Here is an 18323-nt window from a genome sequence, read left to right as displayed (position 1 = left end):
ACGCGCCGGCGGTGGCCGGCCGGGGCGGGACCCCGCCGGCCGGCCACCGGTCCGCAACTCAGTCCTTTGCCAGGTCCAGCAGCGCGTCGGCCGGCTCCGGGCCGGGCAGGCCCGCCGGCCACCACTCCCCCGAGCGCCTGCGGAACGGATACCAGCGACCGTCGCGTCCGTAGCGCACCTGCACGTCCCGACCCACGGTCCAGCGGTTACGCCAGTTCTTCACCTCCGGCGTGGCACCACCGATGCCCGCGGCCTCGCGCAGCGCCTCGGTGGCCCGGGACACCAACTCCTTCGGCGGGCCGAACACCGCGTCGACCACGTCCAGGCCGGCGTCGCCGGCGTACTCCCACGCCTTGATCGCCCGGGGCAGGTCGTCAGCCCGGCCGCTGGCCTCGCCGAGGCGGCGCGCGGCCCGTGAGCGCGGCATCCGCGACGCCAGTCGCACCGCGTCCTGCCAGGCGTCGGGCTCGGGGGCGAGCATCTCGGCCGCAGTCGCGGTGAGCAGGTGCCGGGCCCGGGACGCGGCGTCCGCGGCGAGCACCCCCAGCGCCTCGGCGTCGAGGCCGGGCGCGTCGTGCGCGGCCAGCAGCGGCGTGAGCGCCATCGGCTCACCACGCACCGGCGGCGGCGGGCCGGGCAGCTCGGCCGGGACGGCCGCGTACGCCTCCTCGGCCCGGTCACCGACGGCGTCCTCCTCCTCGGCGGCGGCCGCGCGGCCGGTGTTGCGCGCGCGCAGCTCCTCGATCAGCTCCGGCTCCGCCCGGCCGCGCATCAGCAGCAGCACGAACGGGTCCCGGTCGAGCAGCCAGGACGCCTGGTAGGACAGGGCGGCGGCGTGCCGGCAGGGGTGGTCCCACGACGGGCAGTCGCACGCCGGATCCAGGTCGCCGTAGCCGGGCAGCAACCGCACGCCGGCGTCGTCGGCGGTGTGCACCAGGTCGTGCGGCATGTCCCGGTCGAGCAGCGCGGCGATGTGCCCGGCCTTGGCGGCCACCTTGTCCAGCAGGCGGTCCCACTCCGCGTCGGAGAGCGTCCCGATCCGCACCACTGTGTCGTGCGGGGTGTACTGGTCGCCGTCGTGCACCGGCGCGGAGATCCGCCCGGGGCTGACCGTGATCGAGCCGACCTGGCCGGCGAACGCGTACCGCCGTCCCTTCTTGAGCTGTTCCGGGTCGAGCGCGGTGTGCTCCATCGACTCGATCCAGGCGTTGCCCCACCAGGTGTCGGCGAACTTCTTGCCGATCCGCCGGCCCGGCCCGAACGCCGGGAAGCTGCGGGCCCGCCCGTCGTCCTCGACCGGTTCGGCCGCCTCGTCGTCCGCCTCGTCGTCGAACTCGAAGTCGAAGTCCACGTCGCTCATCCCTCCTCACGCAGCTGCACGAGCCGGAACAGCTCGGCGTCGGACAGTTCGGTCAGGGCGGTCTCGCCGCCGCTGAGCACGGCGTCGGCCAGCTCCCGCTTGGACTCCAGCAGCGCGGCGATCCGGTCCTCCAGGGTGCCCTGGGCGATCAGCCGGTGCACCTGCACCGGCTTGGTCTGACCGATCCGGTACGCCCGGTCGGTGGCCTGCTCCTCCACCGCCGGGTTCCACCACCTGTCGTAGTGGATGACGTGGTCGGCGCGGGTCAGGTTGAGACCGGTGCCGGCCGCCTTGAGCGACAGCAGGAACACCGGCACCGCGCCGGCCTGGAACCGGCGGACCATCTCCTCGCGCTGCGGCACCGGCGTGCCGCCGTGCAGCAACTGCGCCGGCACGCCCCGCTCGGCCAGGTGCCGCTCCAGCAGCCGGGCCATCTGCACGTACTGCGTGAAGACCAGGGCGCCGCCGTCCTCGGCGAGGATGGTCTCCAGCAGGTCGTCGAGGAGCTGCAACTTCTCCGAACGGCCGGAGAGCTTGCCGTGCGGCTCCTTGAGGTAGTGCGCCGGGTGGTTGCACACCTGCTTCAGGCCGACGAGGAGCTTCAGCACCAGACCGCGCCGGGCGATGCTGGTCGGGCTGGTGCGGATCTCGCCCATCACCTCGTCGACGACCCGCCGGTAGAGCGTCGCCTGCTCGTCGGTGAGCGAGATCAGGTGGTCGGTGACCGTCTTCGGCGGCAGCTCCGGCGCGATGCCCGGGTCGGACTTGCGGCGGCGCAGCAGGAAGGGCCGGACCAGGCGGGCGAGCCGGTCCACGCCGGACGTGTCCCGGTCCACCTCGATCGGCCGGGCCCACCGGGCCCGGAACGTGCCGACCTTGTCCAGCAGCCCGGGCGTGGTCCAGTCGAGGATGGTCCACAGCTCGGAGAGGTTGTTCTCCACCGGCGTGCCGGTGAGCGCGAGTCGGGCGCCGGCCGGGATCTCGCGCAACGCCTTCGCGGTACCGCTGAGCCGGTTCTTGACGTACTGCGCCTCGTCCGCCACCACCATCCCCCACCGCTGCCCGCCCAGCACTGCGGCGTCCAGGCGCATGGTGCCGTAGCTGGTCAGCACGAACCCGTCGTCGAGTCCGTCGAGCGAGCGGGCGGCCCCGTGGAACCGGCGGACCGGCACGTCCGGGGCGAACCGCCGGATCTCGCGTTCCCAGTTGCCCAGCACCGAAGCCGGGCAGACCACGAGCGTCGGCCCGGTGAGCGCCGGATCGGCACGGCGGCGCAGGTGCAGCGAGATGACCGTGATCGTCTTGCCCAGACCCATGTCGTCGGCGAGGCAGCCGCCGAAGCCGAGCGAGGTCATCCGGTCCAGCCAGCGCAGCCCGCGCAACTGGTACTCGCGCAGCGTGCCGTCCAGCCCGGTCGGCGGGACCAGCGGCTCGGGGCCGCCGTCCGGCTCGGCGATCCGCTCGCGCAACGCGCCGAGCCAGCCGTCGGCCACCACCTCGACGCGCTCGTCGTCCACCTCGGTGCTGGCGATCAGCGTCGCGGCCAGCGCGTCGTACGCCTTGAGCGGACGGAGCTGCCGCTCCCGGGCCTTGCGCGCCAGCTCCGGCTCGACCGCCACCCACTGCCCGCGCAGCGCGACGATGGGCCGGGACTTGGCGACCAGGTCCATCTCCGCGTCGGTGAGCGCCTCACCGGCGAACGTGAGCTGCCAGCTCTGCGGCATCAGCGCCGCCGAGCGGAAGAAACCGGCCGGATCGGCCGGCTGTTCCGGTGGCGAGCCGATCAGGACGCGGGCGTTGAGCTCGCGGGACACCTGCGGCGGCCACTCGACGTCGATGCCGGCCCCGGCGAGCCGCCGCTCGGCGCCGCCGAGGAGGTCGATCAGGTCCTCGTCGAGCAACTCCAGCTCGACCGGGGCGGCCTCGTCGAGCAGCCGCCCCAGCGGCTGCCACACCGTCGCGGCCCGGCGCACCGCGAGCATGGCCTCGAACGTCGCCTGCTCGCCGAGCCCGTGCTCGTCGCCCTCCCACAGCGCCGCCGCGTCGCTGACCAGGGTCGGGTCGGCGAGGCTGCGCATGCGGACCACGGCGGTGAGGCCGGTGGTCTCGAAGTCGCCCCGCCCCTCCAGCCGCAACGCCACCCGCAACCCGGTGTCGACGCCGGCGGAGACCTCCTGCGCCCACTCGCGCAGCTCCTCCACCGGCTCCGGGTCCAGGCCGGTGAACCGGTCGTCGCCGGTCAGCCACGGCGCCGCCGGGATGCGCGGCAGCGTGTCGGCCACCGCGTCCAGGAACGCCCGGACCAGGCCCTCGGCGTCGGGCAGCACGAGGGGCTCGGCGAACGGGTCGACGGGCACGGCGCGGGCCTCGGCCGGCATCGCCGCGGCGAGCACACGGATGCGCTGCACGTCGGCGACGTCTAACGGTCCGACCCGCCAGGCGTCGTGCCCGTACGGGCTGACGCCGGGCAGCAGCCGGCCGCGCGCGACCAGGTGCAGGCCGGTGACCGCCACGGCCGACCAGAACGCCGCGGCCGGCGTCACGTCCATCTCGTCGCGCAGCGCGACGAGATGCCGCACCGCGTCGGCGACCGGCATGGCGCAGACCTGCACCTGCCACGCGGCGACCGGCCCGTCGAGGGGCAGGGCCAGCTCCAGCCCGCAGACCTCACCCAACTCGTCGAACTCGTCCGGCACCGCGTCGCCGGTCGGGTCGTAGAAGCTCACCGTGCCGGCCCGGGGCGGATCGCCCGGCTCGAAGACGACCGCGAACCGCCCGAGTAGCACCCTGATACCTCCCGATTGTCGACGCGGGCGGCAGCCACCCGCCGGTCGCCCACCCCGTCTAGCGTACAACGTACCGTAGAGTACCCGACGAAGCCGTCCGGCCGGGACGGACGCGGTCGCGCCCGGTCAGTACGGGCCGTGGAAACCGGCCGCCGCGCTGGTCAACCGCGGCAGCTCGCCGCGCCGGTCACCGACCAGGGCCAGGCACGCCTCCACGATCTCGTCCGCGCCCGGATGGAACGCCTCCTCCAGCGGCCACGACACCGGCGCCGGGCAGTCCGGCAGCGTCACCCGGCGCACCGGCGCGCGCAACGCCTCCGGCACCGTCTCCGCCACCACGGCGGCCACCTCCGCGGCGAAGCCGTAGCGGGCCCAACTGGTGTCGGCCACCACGAGCCGGCCGGTACGCGCGACCGACTCGCAGATGATCCGCTCGTCCAACGGCCGGATGCTGCGCACGTCCACCACCTCCACCCCGACCCCCCGCGTCGCCAACTGGTCGGCGGCACGCTCCGCCTCGGCCACCATCAGCGAGGCGGCGACCACCGTCACGTCGTCGCCGGCCCGGACGATCCGGCCCACCCCGAACGGCACCGGTTCCGGCTCCTCCGGCACCGGCCCGGTCATCGGGTAGAGGTTGCGGTTCTCGATCAGCACCACCGGAGTGTCCCCGCGCAGCGCCTGCACCAGCAGGCCCTTCGCGTCCGCCGGCGACGCGGGCGTGGCCACGTACAGGCCGGCGTAGTGGCCGAACGTCGCGTGCGGGCTCTGCGAGTGGGTGGCGCCCTGCCCCCAGCCCCGACCCACAACGCCCCGGGTCACCACCGGCACGCCGCCCTGATCGCCGTACATGTAGCGCCACTTCGCGGCCAGGTTCACCAACGCGTCCATGGCCAGGAACATGAAGTCCGCCCGGGTGTGCACCACCAGCGGACGCATCCCGTTGGCCGCCGCGCCGATCGCGATGCCGGCGCAGGCGTTCTCCGAGTTCGGCACGTCGACCACCCGTGCCGCGCCGTACCGCTCGAAGGCGGTCTTTGTGGTGCCGAACGTGCCCTTGTGGTCGTCCACCCCCTCCCCCAGCACCAGCACGGTCGGGTCCTCCGCCATGCACTGCACGGTGGCCTCGCTGATCGCCTGCCAGTACGTCAGTTCCCGCATCACGCTCCCCTTCCCCGGCTCAGCGACCGGCGCCGTACGCGCCGTCGACCAGCCTGGACACCGACGGCCAGGCGGCGGACCGTGCCGCCCGGACCGCGTCGCGCACCTCGGCGCGGTACCGCCGCTCCCACTCCCGCACCCAGTCGTCCAGGCCCGGCTGCGTCGGCCGGGCCACCTCGACCGCCCGGCGGATCGGGCACCGCGCCATCCACGCGTCGATCTCCTCCCGGGAGCGGTACCCCTGGTCGTGGTCCCACCCCGGGCCGACGTGCTCGCGCCACCGGTAGGTGTGCAGCTCCAGGAAGGCCGGACCGGCGCCGGTCCGGCACCGCTGCACGGCGGCACGGGCGGCGGCCCGCACCGCGTACACGTCGTTGCCGTCGACCGAGCGGGCCCACAGGCCGTACGCGGCAACCCGGTCGGTGATGGTCGACCCGGCCGGCTGCCGCTGGCCCAGCGGCGACGAGATCGAGTAGAGGTTGTTCTCGCAGAGGAACACCACCGGCACCCGGTGCACCTGGGCGAAGTTGACCGCCTCGTGGAACACCCCCTCCTCGGTGGCGCCGTCGCCGAAGAAGGTCAACGCGACCTGGGGCTTCCCCCGCAGCGCCGCGGACCAGCCGGCGCCCACCGCGACCGAGATCATCTCGCCGAGGATGGCCGCCGAGCCGGCGAACCCGGCCGACCGGTCGACCAGGTGGATCGACCCGCCGCGACCGCGCGCGCAGCCGGACTCCCGGCCGTACAGCTCGGCCACCATGGCCCGCAGGTCACCCCCCATGGCGAGGTACGGGGCGTGCGACCGGTGACCGGTGTAGACCAGGTCGTCCGGCCCGGTCGCGGCGGCGACGCCCACCGCGGTCGCCTCCTGGCCGACCGAGAAGTGGGTGGGTGTCCGCATCTCCTGGTCGTCGCGGTACCGGTCGCAGAGTTCCTCCTCGACGCAGCGGATGCGCACCATGTCCCGGATCAGCGCGGCCTCCGGACCGGCCGGTTCGGAGCCGGTGGGCGCGGCGCCGTCGGCCGGGACGGGCGCCGGCACGGTGTCGGCGGGGGCAGCGGTCATGACTCTCCTCTGTTCGGATGCCGGAGGCTGTGCAGGCAGGCGACCAGGCTGCGGGCCTGGACGTTGAGGTAGTGGCTGTGGCGCAGCAACGCGTCGAGCTGGCGCACCGTCACCCAGCGGTAGTCGGAGTGCGTCGGCACCCCGCGCGGTCCGACCTCCACCACCAGGTAGCGGTTGCGGGTGTGGAAGAACCGCCCGCCCTCCTCGGAGAGCGTGGCCGCGAACCGTACCCGCTCCGGCGGCGCGTCCAACACCTCGTCGAGGTACGGCGGCCGGGCCCCGGCCGGCAGGTCGAGGTAGTTGTCCGGCTGGCACTGCACGGTCGGGGCCAGCTCCACCACGTCGACGAAACCGGGCTCGGCCCGCGCGTGCACGAGCACGTGCAGCACCCCGCCGACGCGGCGGACCAGGAACGCGACGACACCGGTGCCGACCGCCTCGATCATCGGCTGGGTCCAGCCGTCGACCTCCCGGCCCCGGGCGCGTACCGCCACGCCCACCACCTCGAAGAAACGGCCACGGTGGTGCGCGATCCGCCCATCGCGCCACCGCCAGCCGTGGGTCTCCGCCAGCGGCACCCGCCGGGCCTGCATGGCGGTCAGGCTGCGCCGGTCGGTGACCCAGCTCAGCAGTTCCGCCGACAGCGCGGCCGAGGCCGCGCGGGCCGAGCGGCGCAGCGCCGCCCGGAACCGGTCGTCGGTGGGCAGCGAATCGGGCGGTTCGTCCGGTGTCACCCCGGTCAGCGGCAGGCAGGCCAGCACGGTACGGGTGTCCATGTTGACCACGTCGTCCACGGCGAGCAGCCGGTGCAGCTGGTCGAGCGTCAGCCAGCGGAAGCCCGGCCGTACCGGCAGGTCCTCACGCACCTCGACGACCATGTTGCGGTTGCGCTTGCGATGGAACCAGGCCCCCTGCTCGGACTGGCGCACGTCGGCGATCACCCGGTGCCGTTCCCGGTCGCGGAAGTACTCCAGGTAGGGCACCGCCCGGCCGCCGTGCGCGCCGGTGTAGTTGCTCCGGGTCGCCTGCACGGTGGGCGAGATCTGGAGCCCGTTGACGTTTCCGGGCTCCGCCTTTGCCTGCACCAGGAAGTGCAGCACGCCGTCGAACTCCCGGGCCAGCAGGCCGAGCACACCCACCTCGGGCTGGTCGATGACCGGCTGCCGCCAGTGCGGCACCGGACCGTCCGGCACGGTCACGTCGAGGCCGTGGATCCGATAGAACCGGCCGGTGCGGTGCACCAGGTCCCCGCGGCCGGGGACCGCCGACCAGCCCACCAGGTCCTCCAACGGCACCCGCTCGGCGGTGGTCCAGCTCCGCTCGGCGAGGTCGGCGAGCCAGCCGAGGACGGCGGCCACCCCGTCACCGGGGTGGGCGGCCGAGCGGGCGATCCGGTCGGCCGAGGCGGCCCGGTCGGTCGCCTGCCCGCCCGGCACCGGACGGGCGACCAACCGCAGGCGACGCCGCGACGCCGCCATCAACGCCGCTCCCCGCCGGCCGTGACCCGGTGCTCCAGGACCATCTTCTCCAGCACCGGCACCACATCGGCCGGGGTGGGCTGGGCCGTCGCCTCGTCGCGCAGCGCGCGCGCCCCGGCCCGCAGCGCCGGGTCGGTGAGCAGCCGCAGCACGGCGGCCCGGACCGCGTCCACGGTGGCCTCCGCCGCCGGCAGGCACAGGCCGGCGCCCAGCTCCTCGGTGCCGCGCGCCTTGACGAGGGTGTCCCAGCCGTACGCGATCATGAGCTGCGGCACGCCGTGCGTCTCGGCGGCGGCCCGGGTGCCCACGCCGCCGTGGTGCACGATCGCGGCGCACGTCGGCAGCAGGTCGTGCAGCGGCACGAAGTCCACCACCCGGGTGTTGGCCGGCAGCCGGCCCACCTGCTCCCGGTGCGCCGCGCCGAGCGTGGCGACGATCTCCACGTCGAGGTCCGCCATGCCGGCGAGCAGCTCACCGACGGACGCGGCGGACCGGTCCATCTCGCCGGAGACGCCGAGCGTGAGGCAGACCCGCGGCCGCGACGGCGGGACGCGCAGCCAGTCCGGCACCACGGCCGGCCCGTTGTACGGCACGTGCCGCATCCCGACCGTCGTCCGGTCCAGCGGCAGCCGGGTGCCCGGCGGCGTGGTGTCGATGGTGAAGTGGCCGGTGCGCACCGTCTCGTCGTAGCGGGCGCCGTGGCGGGCCAGCACCGCGGACAGCCACTCCGCGGTCGGGTCCTCCCGGTCGGCCGGGTCCCGCCGGGCCGCCAGCCGCAGGAACTCCTGCCGCGCCCGCAGCGTGATGTCCGGGCCGTAGACGAGCCGGGCGTGCGGCACCCCGAGCACCGTCGCGACGACCGCGCCGGCAAGCGTGAACGGCTCCCAGATCACCAGGTCGGGCCCCCACGAGCGGGCGAACGCCACCAGGTCGTCGATCATCGGGTCGGTGTTGAACGAGGCGAACAACGCGCCGATCATCACCTTCTCCAGGCCGAGCAGGCCGGCCCAGTCCCAGCCGGCCGGGTCGGCGCGCGCGAAGTCGAAGTGCTGCACGTGCTCGGAGCCGCCCGCGGCCAGCAGCTCGCCGAGCAGCTCCGGCGCCCACGGGTCGGTGGCGTACCACTCGGCGTCGCCGACCGGCACGGCGGTCAGCCCGCTGCCGGTGACCGCGTCGGTCAGATCGGGCTGGCCGGCCACCCGGACCTCGTGCCCGGCGCTCCGCAGCGCCCAGGCCAGCGGCACCAGCGGAAACCAGTGGGTGGGGTGCGGCATGCAGACGAACAGGACCCGCATCCGGTTCTCCTCTCCTCGGTCTCAGATCACCCGCACCGGGAACCGCACCGCCGTGCCGGTCACCGGCGCGCGGCCAGGGCGCACCGGCGGCCCGTCGGCTCGCAGCCGGGGCGCGGCGGCGGCGAGCCGGGGCAGCAGCGCCTCGGCGTACCACCGGGCGAAGCCGACCGGGCCGGCCCACGGGCCGCCCGGGGTCAGCACCGGCGCGGCCGGGCGGTCCGGGTCGAACCGGTCCGGATCGGCGAACACCGTGCCGTCCCGGTTGGCGGTGGCGAGCACCACCACCATCCGGTCGCCGGGGGCCAGCAGCCCGCGACCCCAACCCGGGGCGGCCTCCACGCGGGCCGGCCACAGCCGCAGCGGCGGCGCGTACCGCCAGGTCTCGGTCACCACCCGGGCCGCGAAGCCCGGCTCGGCGGCCAGCCGGGACCAGCCGCCGGCGCCGAGCAGCGCCGCGACGGCGTTGAGCACCAGGGTGGTGGCCAGTCGCACGCCGGTGGCCGCGAGCAGCGGCCGGTCGGTGCGCTCGGACAGCTCCGCGCCGGCCTCCGCCAGCCGGACGGCCGGCACCGGGGCCGGCGCACGCAGCGCCGCGTCCACCGCCAGCTCCGCGTCCGTCAGCAGCGCCGCCGTGTCGGCGTCCCCGCCCGCCAGCACCCGGACGACGTCGCGTCGGACGACGGCGGCCAGGTCGCCGCGGTCGGGCAGCGTCCCGAGAGCGGGCGCGGGCGGGGTCGGGGCGCCGGGCAGGTCGGCGGGCAGGTCGAACGGCGTGGTGGCCACCACGTGCCCGCCGGCCGTGGCGCGCGCGGCTCCCGCGTGGTCGGTGACCAGCCAGTCGCCGGTGGCGGCCCGCCACAGCGGTCCCCGCTCCCGCAGCCGCTCCGGCTCGCCGCCGGGCAACCCGCACAACAACCGGGCGTACGGGTCGCCTCGGGCGGCGTGCAGCCAGAGCAGTCCTTCGGTGAGCTGGAGCCGGCGCAGGAGCCGCTGGTCCGCCTCGGGTTCGCGTCGCCGTCGTGCCTGCCGCACCCCGCACCCTCCTCGTGTCCGGTGCCGCCGCGGGACGTCGCGGTCGGTCGGTGCCCCACCCTGCCGGTGGCCGCTCGAGAACCGCCCCAGCCCGGCTGGACGCCGCCGGCCGGCGGTCCGATCTGGACCGTCCCTCGAGCCGGGGCGGCAACCGTTGGCGGGCCCTTCGACTGATCGGAGCCGTCATGACCCCTCCACCCGTCACCTCCGGCACGCGCCTGCCGGAGATCTGGAGCGCGCTGCTGACCCCCCGCCCCGACGTCCGCGGCCACTTCGTCGAGGTGTTCCGGGCCAGTACCCTCGCCGCGGCGACCGGCGTCGACCTGCCGGTGACGCAGGCCAGCCTCTCGGTGTCACGCCGGGGGGTGATCCGGGGCGTGCACTACTTCCCGGACGGCCCGGGACAGACCAAGGTGGTGTCCTGCGTGCACGGCGCGGTGCTCGACTGCGTGGTCGACCTGCGCGTCGACTCACCGACGTTCGGCCGGTGGACGGCCACCCGGCTCGACCAGGACACGCCGCACGCCGTGTACGTGCCGCGCGGCTTCGGGCACTCCTTCGTGTCCCTCACCGAGGGCGCGGTGATGCTCTACCTGTGCGACGTCGAGTACGTGCCGGACCGCGAGCTGACCATCCACCCCTTCGACGCCGACCTGAACCTGCCGTGGCCGGCCGAATCGGAGCCGATCGTCTCGGAGCGCGACCTCGCCGCGCCGACGTTGCGCGAGGCACGGCGGGCCGGCCTGCTGCCGACGGTCTGAACACGACCGTGACCCGGCGGCGCGGCTTCCCTACGCACCGCCGGGTCACGGAACCGGTGGGTCAGGTCCGGTCGTCCCGGGTGACCCGGCGGTGCCGGACCAGGAGCTGTCCGTCGGCGCCGCGCACCAGCACGTCGTGCGTGACGCACATGAGGTGCAGGCGCGGCTCACCGTCGCGGGGCGTGGCGATGATCTGCGCGTAGCTGCGGACCGTCAACGACCCGTCGTCCTGCGGCCGGACACTCACCGACAGCAGCAGGTGCCGGTGCTGTTCGCCCTTGCGGCGCAGTTCGGCGTGGGCCTGTTCCGCCCCGGCCGCCAGCGCCTCCCGCCCGACGATCGGCCGAGGGGCCGACGGTGGCGCGAACACGCCGTCCGGGCTGAACGTGTCGGCCCACTCCCGGGCCGCGCCGCTGTCCAGCAGGTGCATGTGCCATGCGTAGAACTGCTGGACCTCGGCGTACACCCGGGCGAAGGCCGTCCGGTCCGGAAGGTTCTCGGTCTGCACGGTCATCGGTGCCGCCCTCTCTCCGCGCCTGCTCAGCGGTGTCGGTGACCGCGATACTTCCCGGTCCCGCTGGAGGACCGCTGGCGGCGTGGACGGGACACGGCCCCGCGCCGCGTCCAGCGGTTCTCCGGCGGCGCTCGATCCGTGGCCAGAAACCTGTGACGCAGCCCAGCCGGCCGGACCGGCCGACGCTTCGCGAGAGGGATCGACGATGAGTCGTGGTGGATTGATGCGCTTCGGCGCGGTGGCCCTGATGTGGGGCTCGACGTACTTCTGGATCAAGATGGCGCTCGGCGGGATGAATCCCACCCAGTTCAGCCTCGTCCGGGTCGCGATCGGCGCGGTGGCCATGCTGGCGATCGTCGTGCTGACCGGCGCGGCGCTGCCCCGGCGCCCCGGCATCTGGCTGCGCCTGCTGCTGGTCGCCTTCCTGGTCAACGCGTTGCCGGTGCTGCTGGTGCAGATCGTGCCGGACGCCACGGGTGAGGACGTCGGCGTGGTGTCGGTGTTCAACGCCAGCGTTCCGCTGTGGGCGCTACTGCTCGCGCCGCTGCTGCGCGAGCGCGCCACCGGCGGGCGGACGGTGGCCGGCGTGCTGATCGGGTTCGCCGGCGTGCTGCTGATGTTCCCGCCGTGGGAGCAGGTCTCCCGCTGGTTCACCTGGAGCTCGCTGATCAACTTCGTGGCCGCGGTGGCGTACGGGTACGCGCTGTTCTACATGGTGCGCGTCATGCGCGAGGAGAACATGCGCCCGCTGGTGCTCTCGGCCACCCAGGCGCTGTTCGGCGTGGCCTGGGCGGCGCTGACGCTGACCTGGCAGGACTGGGGACCGGCGCCCACCTGGTCATCCGAGGTGCTGATCGCGCTGGCGGTGCTCGGCATTCTCAACACCGCCGTGGTCTTCACGATCTTCGTCCGGATGGTCCGCGACGACGGCCCGGTCCTGTCGTCGACCGTGCTCTACCTGGTGCCGGTGGTGCTGCTGCTGGGCAGCGTCTGGCTGGAGGACGCCCCGCTCACCGCGCTCCAGGTGGTCGGCATGCTCGTCGCGGCGGTCGGCGTGCTGGTGGCCCGCCTCGGCGCCGGGACGGACCGACCGGCCGGACCCGCCAAACCGGCCGACGTGGACGCCGAGGCCGCCGGACCGGACGCGCCGGCACGGCCGGTCACGCCGGCCGGCAGCCGGCCCTCCGGCTCCGTCTCCCGCACCGCCGCGCACCGGCGGGCGATCTGATGCCCGCCCGGCCGGCCCACCACGAGTCAGGAGCACCGAGATGTCCACGTCCCTGACCGCCGCGCCGTCGGCGGTTCGCGCTCCGCACCGGTACGGCCTCGCGCTGGCGGTCGTCGTGGCCGGCCAGACGATGATCCTGGTCGACGAGATGATCGTGAACATCGCGCTGCCCGGGATGAGCGCCGACCTGTCCCTCGGCCCGGTGGCACTGTCCTGGGTGATCAACGCCTACCTGCTCACCTACGGCGGCCTGCTGCTGCTCGGTGGCCGGGCCGGAGACATCCTCGGCCGGCGGAAGGTGTTCCTCAGCGGCGTGGCGCTGTTCTCGCTGGCCTGCCTGGCCCGCGGGCTGGCCACCGAACCGTGGATGCTGATCACCGCGCGGGCGGTGCAGGGGGTGGGCGCGGCGCTCACCGCGCCCTGCGTGCTGGCGCTGATCGTGAGCATGTTCGCCGAGGGGCCGCTGCGCCGCCGCGCGATCGCCGTCTACACGGCGGTGGGCGGGCTCGGCGCGGCGCTGGGGCTCCTGCTCGCAGGCACCGTCACCTCGGCCAGCTCCTGGCGGTGGGTGCTCATGCTCAACGTGCCGGTCGGCCTGCTGGTGCTGCTGGCCGCACCGTTCGTGGTCCGGGAGACGCCGCCGCACCCGGGCCGCTTCGACGTGGCCGGCGCGCTCAGCTCGGCGCTCGGCGTCGCGGCGCTGGTCTGGGCGCTGTCCGCGGTGGGCAGCGAGGGCTGGCGCGACGCGACCGTGCAGCTCCTGGTCGCGGCCGGGCTCGCCCTGATCGCCGTCTTCGTCTTCGTCGAACGGCGCGCCCGGCAGCCGATCGTGGTGCCGCGGTTGTTCGCCGACCGGGACCGGGTGTGCGCCTACCTGGCGGTGCTGCTGGTGCAGGGCAGCCAGATCGGCCAGCTGTTCTTCCTCACCCAGTTCCTGCAACAGGGCCTCGGCTACTCGCCGATGCAGGCCGCGCTGGCGTTCCTGCCGGTGACGGCGACGCTGCTGGCCCTCGCCGGCGCGGTGGTCAAGCTGCAACCGAGGATCGGCGCCCGACCGCTCGTGGTCCTCGGCGCGGTGATGCTCATCGGCTCGAACCTGCTGCTGTCCCGGCTGGACCTGGGCACCCGCTACGCGACCGACGTGCTGCCGGCGCTGCTGCTGCTGGGCGCGGGCATCGCCCTGGGCACCATCCCGGCGACCGTGCTGGGCACCTCCGGGGTCGACGACGACGAGACCGGCTCGGCGTCGAGCGTGATCACCGCGACGACCACGCTGGGCGCGTCGCTCGCGCTGGCGGTCCTGGTCACCGCGATGACGGCGGCGAGCACCCGGGCGGCCACCACCCCGCCGGTCGGCCTGCCGGCGGAGGCGGTGCCCGGGTACGCGTTCCTGCACGGCATGTCCGCCGCCTTCGTCGCCGGCGCGGTGTTCGCCGTCGCCACGCTGCTGGTCGCGCTGTTCATCCGCCGTCGGCCGGCCGCTCGCCGGTGAGCGGTACGCCGCAGACGGTGCGGGGGCCGGTGGGACATCCCACCGGCCCCCGTCGCATGCACGGGGCTCAGCGACACCCGGCGCGCATGCTGTGCTCGAGCCAGGTGCGGGTGCGGCCGATCCAGCCCGGCGCGGTGCGGTGCAGGTTGAGCGCGTGGCCGGTCCGGCCGACCACCTCGACCCGTAGCCGCGCGTTCGGGTACCACCGCCGCTCCTGGCGGTACAGCGACGCCGAGCTGGCGCAGTCACTGCCCTCCGGGCCGCAGACCAGCTTGTCGCGCTGGCCGACGACGATGAGCACGGGCACCCGGATCGCCGCGTTCTGATCCGGCGTCGGGTGCTCCTCGGTGTAGACGTCGGCCTGCTTGGTCAGCTCGTCCAGCCGCACTACCCGCGGGTCCGCGCCGGCCCGCTCGTAGAACCAGGTGCCGCGGGCGCCCGGCCGGGTGGTGTAGTAGGCCGGGTCGAGGTCGCGACCGGCGAGAACCGGGTCGTCCGCGGCGGAGTGGATCACCTCCTCCCAGGGGATCTCCACCCGCGCGCTGGCCTCCCCGGTCAGCACCAGCCCGTCGACCCACCGCGGGTGCCGGATGGCCATGGTGCGCGCGAGCGTGGACCCGAAGGAGTGGCCGACGAGCACCACCTTGTCGAACCGGCGGCCGATCACGTCGCCGCGCCGGACGGCCCGGAGCAGTTGCGTCATCACCGCGCTCTGGGTGTCCGGGGCGTACCTCTCGAACGGCGGCGCCGAGCTGGCGCCGGCGCCGAGCCGGTCGACCACCAGCACGGCGTGCCCGGCGGCGGTCATCGTCTCGACGTACGACGGGCGGCGCGGGTCGCCGCGCAGGAACCAGTAGGCCTGGCCGTACGTGCCGCCGGGGATGAGCAGCTGAAGCGTCCGGGCCCGCCCGCGCGGCGGCAGGCAGAGCGTGGCGCTGATCCGCTGGTCGACCGGCCCGCCCGCCGTGAGCGCCACCGGGAAGGTGAGCGCCCGGCACCGCATCGGCAGCAGGCCGGCGGGACGGATGCTCGTCGCCCCCGGCGTGGTGGCCGCGGACGCCGGGACGGCGGTATGGGTCGGACCGGCCGCCCGCGCGGGCGGGGCGAGCGGGATCAGGGCCGTCGCCGCCACCACGGCGACGGTGACGGTGGGCAGGGCTCTGGTGCGCAAGGTCTTCCTCCTCGGGGCTCCCCCGTCCGAACAACGAGCTGCCCCCGCCGACTCCCGTCGGTCGGGGGCAGCTGCGCCCATGGTGCGGCATGCCACTGGCGGACAACTCGTCAGTTGCTCAAGGAGCGGTACTTGCTGAGCGACAGCGGCAGGAAGATCGCGACCAGCACCAGCGGCCACACGACGGCCATCACCGGGTAGTGGGAGACCACCCAGGAGTCGCCGCCCCACCCGGGGTTGTCGAAGAGTTCCCGGATGGCGCCGACGGTGGCCGACAGCGGGTTCCACTCAGCCACCGCACCGAGCCACGCGGGCATGGTGGACGGCGCCACGAACGCGTTGGACAGGAAGCCGAGCGGGAACTCCAGCGTCTGCACGCCGGCGACCGCCTCCTGCCCCTTCATCACCAGGCCCAGGAAGATGCCGACCCAGACCAGGGCGAAGCGCAGCAGCAGGATCAGCCCGAACGCGGCGAGCGTGTCGCCGACTCCGCCGTGCGCCCGCCACCCGACGGCCAGCCCGGCGAGCACCATCACCGCCAGGGTGACCACCGCGAACAGCATGTCGGCCACGGCCCGGCCGATCAGCGGGGCCAGCGGCGACACCGGCATCGACCGGAACCGGTCGGTGACGCCGCGGTCCATGTCGGCGGAGACGGCCAGCGTGGTGAGGCTGATGCCGAACACCATGGTCATGGCGAACATGCCGGGCATCAGGAACTCGCGGTAGCTGCCGCCGCCGGGCACCTGGAGGGCGCCGCCGAACAGGTAGGCGAACATCAGCACCATGACGATGTTGAAGCCCAGCGACGCGATCAGCGGCCCCGGGTTGCGGCGCCAGTGCGCCAGGCTGCGCCGGGTCAGGGTGACGCTGTCGGCAAGCAGGGACGGCCGCCCGGGCACGACGTCCGGGCTGACCGCGGTGGGCAACGTCGCGCTGGTCACGCGGGCACCTCCTCGACGTTCTCCGAGCGCGGCGCGCCCGGCTTCGGCTCGTCGCCGCGCCCCTTGCGCCCCTTGCCCTTCTTGGACTTCTTCGCCTTCTCCTCGGCCGCGCTCTCCTCGACGCTCTGCGGGCGGCGGCCGGTCAGGTGCAGGAACACCTCGTCGAGCGTCGGACGGCGCAGCGCTACGTCCTCCACCGCGACGCCGCTGGCGTCGAGCGCCCGCAGCACCTCGGTGAGCGCGCTGGCCCGGTTGCCGACCTGGGCGCTGACGAAGCGACGGTCGGGGTCCACCTCCGGCTCCGCGCTGGCGACCAGGCGCAGCTGCGCGGCGGCCGCGGCCAGGTCGCCCGCGTCGTGCACCACGAGGTCGATGCGGTCGCCGCCGAGGCGCGACTTCAACTCGTCGGGCGTGCCCTCGGCGATGACCCGCCCGGTGTCGATCACCGAGATCTGGTCGGCGAGCTGGTCGGCCTCGTCGAGGTATTGCGTGGTGAGCAGCACGGTGGTGCCGGAGCGGACCAGCTCGCGGACCGACTCCCAGACCTCGTTGCGGCTGCGCGGGTCCAGGCCGGTGGTCGGCTCGTCGAGGAAGAGCACCGACGGGGTGAGAATCATGCCGGCGGCGAGGTCGAGCCGGCGCCGCATGCCGCCCGAGTAGGTCTTTACCGGCTTGCCGCCGGTGTCGGCCAGGCCGAAGCGCTCCAGCAGCTCGGTGGCGCGCTGCTGGGCCCGCTTCGCGCCGAGGTGGAAGAGCCGACCGAAGATGACCAGGTTCTCGTAGCCGCTGAGCACCTCGTCCACCGCGGCGTTCTGCCCGACCAGACCGATGCGGTAGCGCACCTGGTCGGCCTGGCGGGCGATGTCGAAGCCGGCGACCTCGGCCCGCCCCTGGTCGAACCGCAGCAGGGTGGACAGGATCCGCACCGAGGTGGTCTTGCCGGCGCCGTTCGGGCCGAGCAGTCCGCACACCGTGCCCTGCGGGACCCGCAGGTCGAACCCGTCCAGGGCGTACTTGTCGCCGTACCGCTTGCGCAGCCCCTCCGCGATGATCGCATGATTGCCCGCTGTCACGTCGCGTCCTCCCTCAGCAGTGCCGGCCCTGTCGTCGGCCATAGCGTACATCATACGGTAAGCAATACGATGGAGCCGGGAAGCGCGTGTCGCCGCTGCCCGGACAGCCGTCGCGCCCAGGCCGTCCTGGTGACGGCCCGGGCGCGATCCACCCGGACGGGCGACCGGTCAGCGGGGGGACCGACCGGCCGCCGCGGTCCGGGCGGCGATGAAGACCTCGATGCCGTCGAGCAGGCGCCCGAGCCCGAACTCGAACGCGTGCTCCGGCGAGTAGGAGCCGCCGTGCGCGGCACCCGCCGCGGCCCCGACCCGGGTGGCGGTCGGGAAGACCGAGCCGTCCACGAACGCGCCCAGCAGCGGACCGCAGACCCGCCACCACTGCTCGTCGGTCATGCCGCTCTCCCGCTCCAGGACCGACGCGTCGACGGCCCGCCGGGCCACCCCCTCGGCGTAGTCGGTGACCAGATGCACCACTGAGTCCATCTCCACCTCGGTCAGCCCGGTCCCCTCGACCGCCCGGAGCTCGTACTCGTACTTGGCCAAGGCGTGCGGGCCGAGCGGAGGCCGACCCACCGGGATGCGCAACAGCCAGGGGTGCCGGCGCCGCAGGGACCAGTTGTCCCGCGCCACCCGCTCCAGCCCGGCCCGCCACCCGTCCGACGGCACCGCCGGCCCGACCACCTCGCCGTAGACCGTGTCGACCATCAGGTCGATCAGCTCGGCCTTGCCGGGCACGTAGGTGTAGAGCGACATCACGCCCACGCCGAGCGCCTGGGCGAGCCGACGCATGGACAGCTCACCCAACCCCTCGGCGTCGCACGTCTCGATCGCCACCCGGACGATCCGCTCCAGCCCGAGGTTGGATCTGCTGCGGGCGTCCGGACCGCGCCGGCTCCACAGCAACGCGAGACTCCGGGCCGGGTCGGCCGTGCCCCGACCCCGCTCGTCCGGCCGCATCCGCC

Annotated in this window: 15 protein-coding genes; 3 read left to right on the top strand and 12 right to left on the bottom strand. The window is 74.5% G+C overall.

Annotated features, from left to right (window positions below; all coding sequences use genetic code 11):
* Positions 1 to 58: 58 nt before the first annotated feature.
* From O7622_RS15805 to O7622_RS15775, 7 genes are all read right to left on the bottom strand, one after another.
* Complete coding sequence (locus tag O7622_RS15805) at positions 59 to 1360, bottom strand: SWIM zinc finger family protein (RefSeq protein WP_282308931.1); 1302 nt, start codon at positions 1358 to 1360, stop codon at positions 59 to 61.
* Positions 1357 to 4146, bottom strand: a complete 2790-nt coding sequence (locus O7622_RS15800; protein ID WP_282308930.1) for a DEAD/DEAH box helicase — start codon at positions 4144 to 4146, stop codon at positions 1357 to 1359. Before O7622_RS15800 ends, O7622_RS15805 begins: the two co-directional genes overlap by 4 nt.
* Positions 4147 to 4272: 126 nt before the next feature.
* Positions 4273 to 5307: a transketolase C-terminal domain-containing protein gene (locus tag O7622_RS15795; protein ID WP_282308929.1), complete on the bottom strand. Its 1035-nt coding sequence runs from the start codon at positions 5305 to 5307 to the stop codon at positions 4273 to 4275.
* 19 nt (positions 5308 to 5326) lie between these two features.
* A complete protein-coding gene (locus O7622_RS15790) occupies positions 5327 to 6373 on the bottom strand; it encodes a thiamine pyrophosphate-dependent dehydrogenase E1 component subunit alpha (RefSeq protein ID WP_282308928.1) in 1047 nt (348 codons plus the stop codon).
* On the bottom strand, positions 6370 to 7851 hold the full coding sequence (locus tag O7622_RS15785; RefSeq protein WP_282308927.1) for an NDP-hexose 2,3-dehydratase family protein: 1482 nt from the start codon (positions 7849 to 7851) through the stop codon (positions 6370 to 6372). Before O7622_RS15785 ends, O7622_RS15790 begins: the two co-directional genes overlap by 4 nt.
* The gene (locus O7622_RS15780) at positions 7851 to 9146 is read right to left on the bottom strand and encodes an activator-dependent family glycosyltransferase (RefSeq protein ID WP_282308926.1); all 1296 of its coding nucleotides are present in this window, start codon (positions 9144 to 9146) and stop codon (positions 7851 to 7853) included. Before O7622_RS15780 ends, O7622_RS15785 begins: the two co-directional genes overlap by 1 nt.
* A gap of 21 nt (positions 9147 to 9167) precedes the next feature.
* The gene (locus O7622_RS15775) at positions 9168 to 10178 is read right to left on the bottom strand and encodes a hypothetical protein (RefSeq protein ID WP_282308925.1); all 1011 of its coding nucleotides are present in this window, start codon (positions 10176 to 10178) and stop codon (positions 9168 to 9170) included.
* Between the two features lie 185 nt (positions 10179 to 10363).
* On the opposite strand from O7622_RS15775, the gene rfbC reads away from it, so the two are divergent.
* Positions 10364 to 10939 (top strand): dTDP-4-dehydrorhamnose 3,5-epimerase, encoded by a 576-nt coding sequence (gene rfbC / locus O7622_RS15770; protein ID WP_282308924.1) that lies wholly within the window; start codon positions 10364 to 10366, stop codon positions 10937 to 10939.
* Between the two features lie 61 nt (positions 10940 to 11000).
* Here rfbC and O7622_RS15765 read toward each other — a convergent pair whose 3' ends face one another.
* Positions 11001 to 11453 carry a nuclear transport factor 2 family protein gene (locus O7622_RS15765; RefSeq protein ID WP_282308923.1) on the bottom strand — a complete coding sequence of 151 codons (453 nt, stop codon included), beginning with the start codon at positions 11451 to 11453 and terminating at the stop codon, positions 11001 to 11003.
* Between the two features lie 205 nt (positions 11454 to 11658).
* On the opposite strand from O7622_RS15765, the gene O7622_RS15760 reads away from it, so the two are divergent.
* Positions 11659 to 12681: a DMT family transporter gene (locus O7622_RS15760; protein ID WP_282308922.1), complete on the top strand. Its 1023-nt coding sequence runs from the start codon at positions 11659 to 11661 to the stop codon at positions 12679 to 12681.
* A 40-nt stretch (positions 12682 to 12721) separates the two neighbouring features.
* Positions 12722 to 14173, top strand: a complete 1452-nt coding sequence (locus O7622_RS15755; protein WP_282308921.1) for an MFS transporter — start codon at positions 12722 to 12724, stop codon at positions 14171 to 14173.
* Between the two features lie 67 nt (positions 14174 to 14240).
* Here O7622_RS15755 and O7622_RS15750 read toward each other — a convergent pair whose 3' ends face one another.
* The 4 genes from O7622_RS15750 to O7622_RS15735 all read right to left on the bottom strand — a co-directional run bounded on the left by O7622_RS15750 (position 14241) and on the right by O7622_RS15735 (position 18318).
* Positions 14241 to 15344: an alpha/beta fold hydrolase gene (locus tag O7622_RS15750; protein ID WP_282308920.1), complete on the bottom strand. Its 1104-nt coding sequence runs from the start codon at positions 15342 to 15344 to the stop codon at positions 14241 to 14243.
* Between the two features lie 110 nt (positions 15345 to 15454).
* The gene (locus O7622_RS15745) at positions 15455 to 16288 is read right to left on the bottom strand and encodes an ABC transporter permease (RefSeq protein ID WP_181569134.1); all 834 of its coding nucleotides are present in this window, start codon (positions 16286 to 16288) and stop codon (positions 15455 to 15457) included.
* Positions 16285 to 17361 (bottom strand): ATP-binding cassette domain-containing protein, encoded by a 1077-nt coding sequence (locus tag O7622_RS15740; protein ID WP_282314152.1) that lies wholly within the window; start codon positions 17359 to 17361, stop codon positions 16285 to 16287. The genes O7622_RS15745 and O7622_RS15740 overlap by 4 nt, the downstream gene beginning before the upstream one ends.
* A gap of 168 nt (positions 17362 to 17529) precedes the next feature.
* Positions 17530 to 18318 (bottom strand): TetR/AcrR family transcriptional regulator, encoded by a 789-nt coding sequence (locus tag O7622_RS15735; RefSeq protein ID WP_282308919.1) that lies wholly within the window; start codon positions 18316 to 18318, stop codon positions 17530 to 17532.
* Between the last annotated feature and the right edge of the window lie 5 nt (positions 18319 to 18323).

This window comes from Micromonospora sp. WMMD1076, from assembly GCF_029581475.1.
In the GTDB taxonomy this organism is placed as follows: domain Bacteria; phylum Actinomycetota; class Actinomycetes; order Mycobacteriales; family Micromonosporaceae; genus Micromonospora; species Micromonospora aurantiaca.
This window is presented reverse-complemented; position numbering and strand designations above follow the sequence as displayed.

Excerpts from the sequence above, each read along its gene's own strand:
- O7622_RS15785 (WP_282308927.1), bottom strand. The coding sequence starts at position 7,851 with ATGGCGGCGTCGCGGCGTCGCCTGCGGTTGGTCGCCCGTCCGGTGCCG.
- O7622_RS15760 (WP_282308922.1), top strand. The coding sequence starts at position 11,659 with ATGAGTCGTGGTGGATTGATGCGCTTCGGCGCGGTGGCCCTGATGTGG.
- O7622_RS15805 (WP_282308931.1), bottom strand. The coding sequence starts at position 1,360 with ATGAGCGACGTGGACTTCGACTTCGAGTTCGACGACGAGGCGGACGAC.
- O7622_RS15790 (WP_282308928.1), bottom strand. The coding sequence starts at position 6,373 with ATGACCGCTGCCCCCGCCGACACCGTGCCGGCGCCCGTCCCGGCCGAC.
- O7622_RS15780 (WP_282308926.1), bottom strand. The coding sequence starts at position 9,146 with ATGCGGGTCCTGTTCGTCTGCATGCCGCACCCCACCCACTGGTTTCCG.
- O7622_RS15795 (WP_282308929.1), bottom strand. The coding sequence starts at position 5,307 with ATGCGGGAACTGACGTACTGGCAGGCGATCAGCGAGGCCACCGTGCAG.
- O7622_RS15765 (WP_282308923.1), bottom strand. The coding sequence starts at position 11,453 with ATGACCGTGCAGACCGAGAACCTTCCGGACCGGACGGCCTTCGCCCGG.
- O7622_RS15755 (WP_282308921.1), top strand. The coding sequence starts at position 12,722 with ATGTCCACGTCCCTGACCGCCGCGCCGTCGGCGGTTCGCGCTCCGCAC.
- O7622_RS15735 (WP_282308919.1), bottom strand. The coding sequence starts at position 18,318 with ATGCGGCCGGACGAGCGGGGTCGGGGCACGGCCGACCCGGCCCGGAGT.
- rfbC (WP_282308924.1), top strand. The coding sequence starts at position 10,364 with ATGACCCCTCCACCCGTCACCTCCGGCACGCGCCTGCCGGAGATCTGG.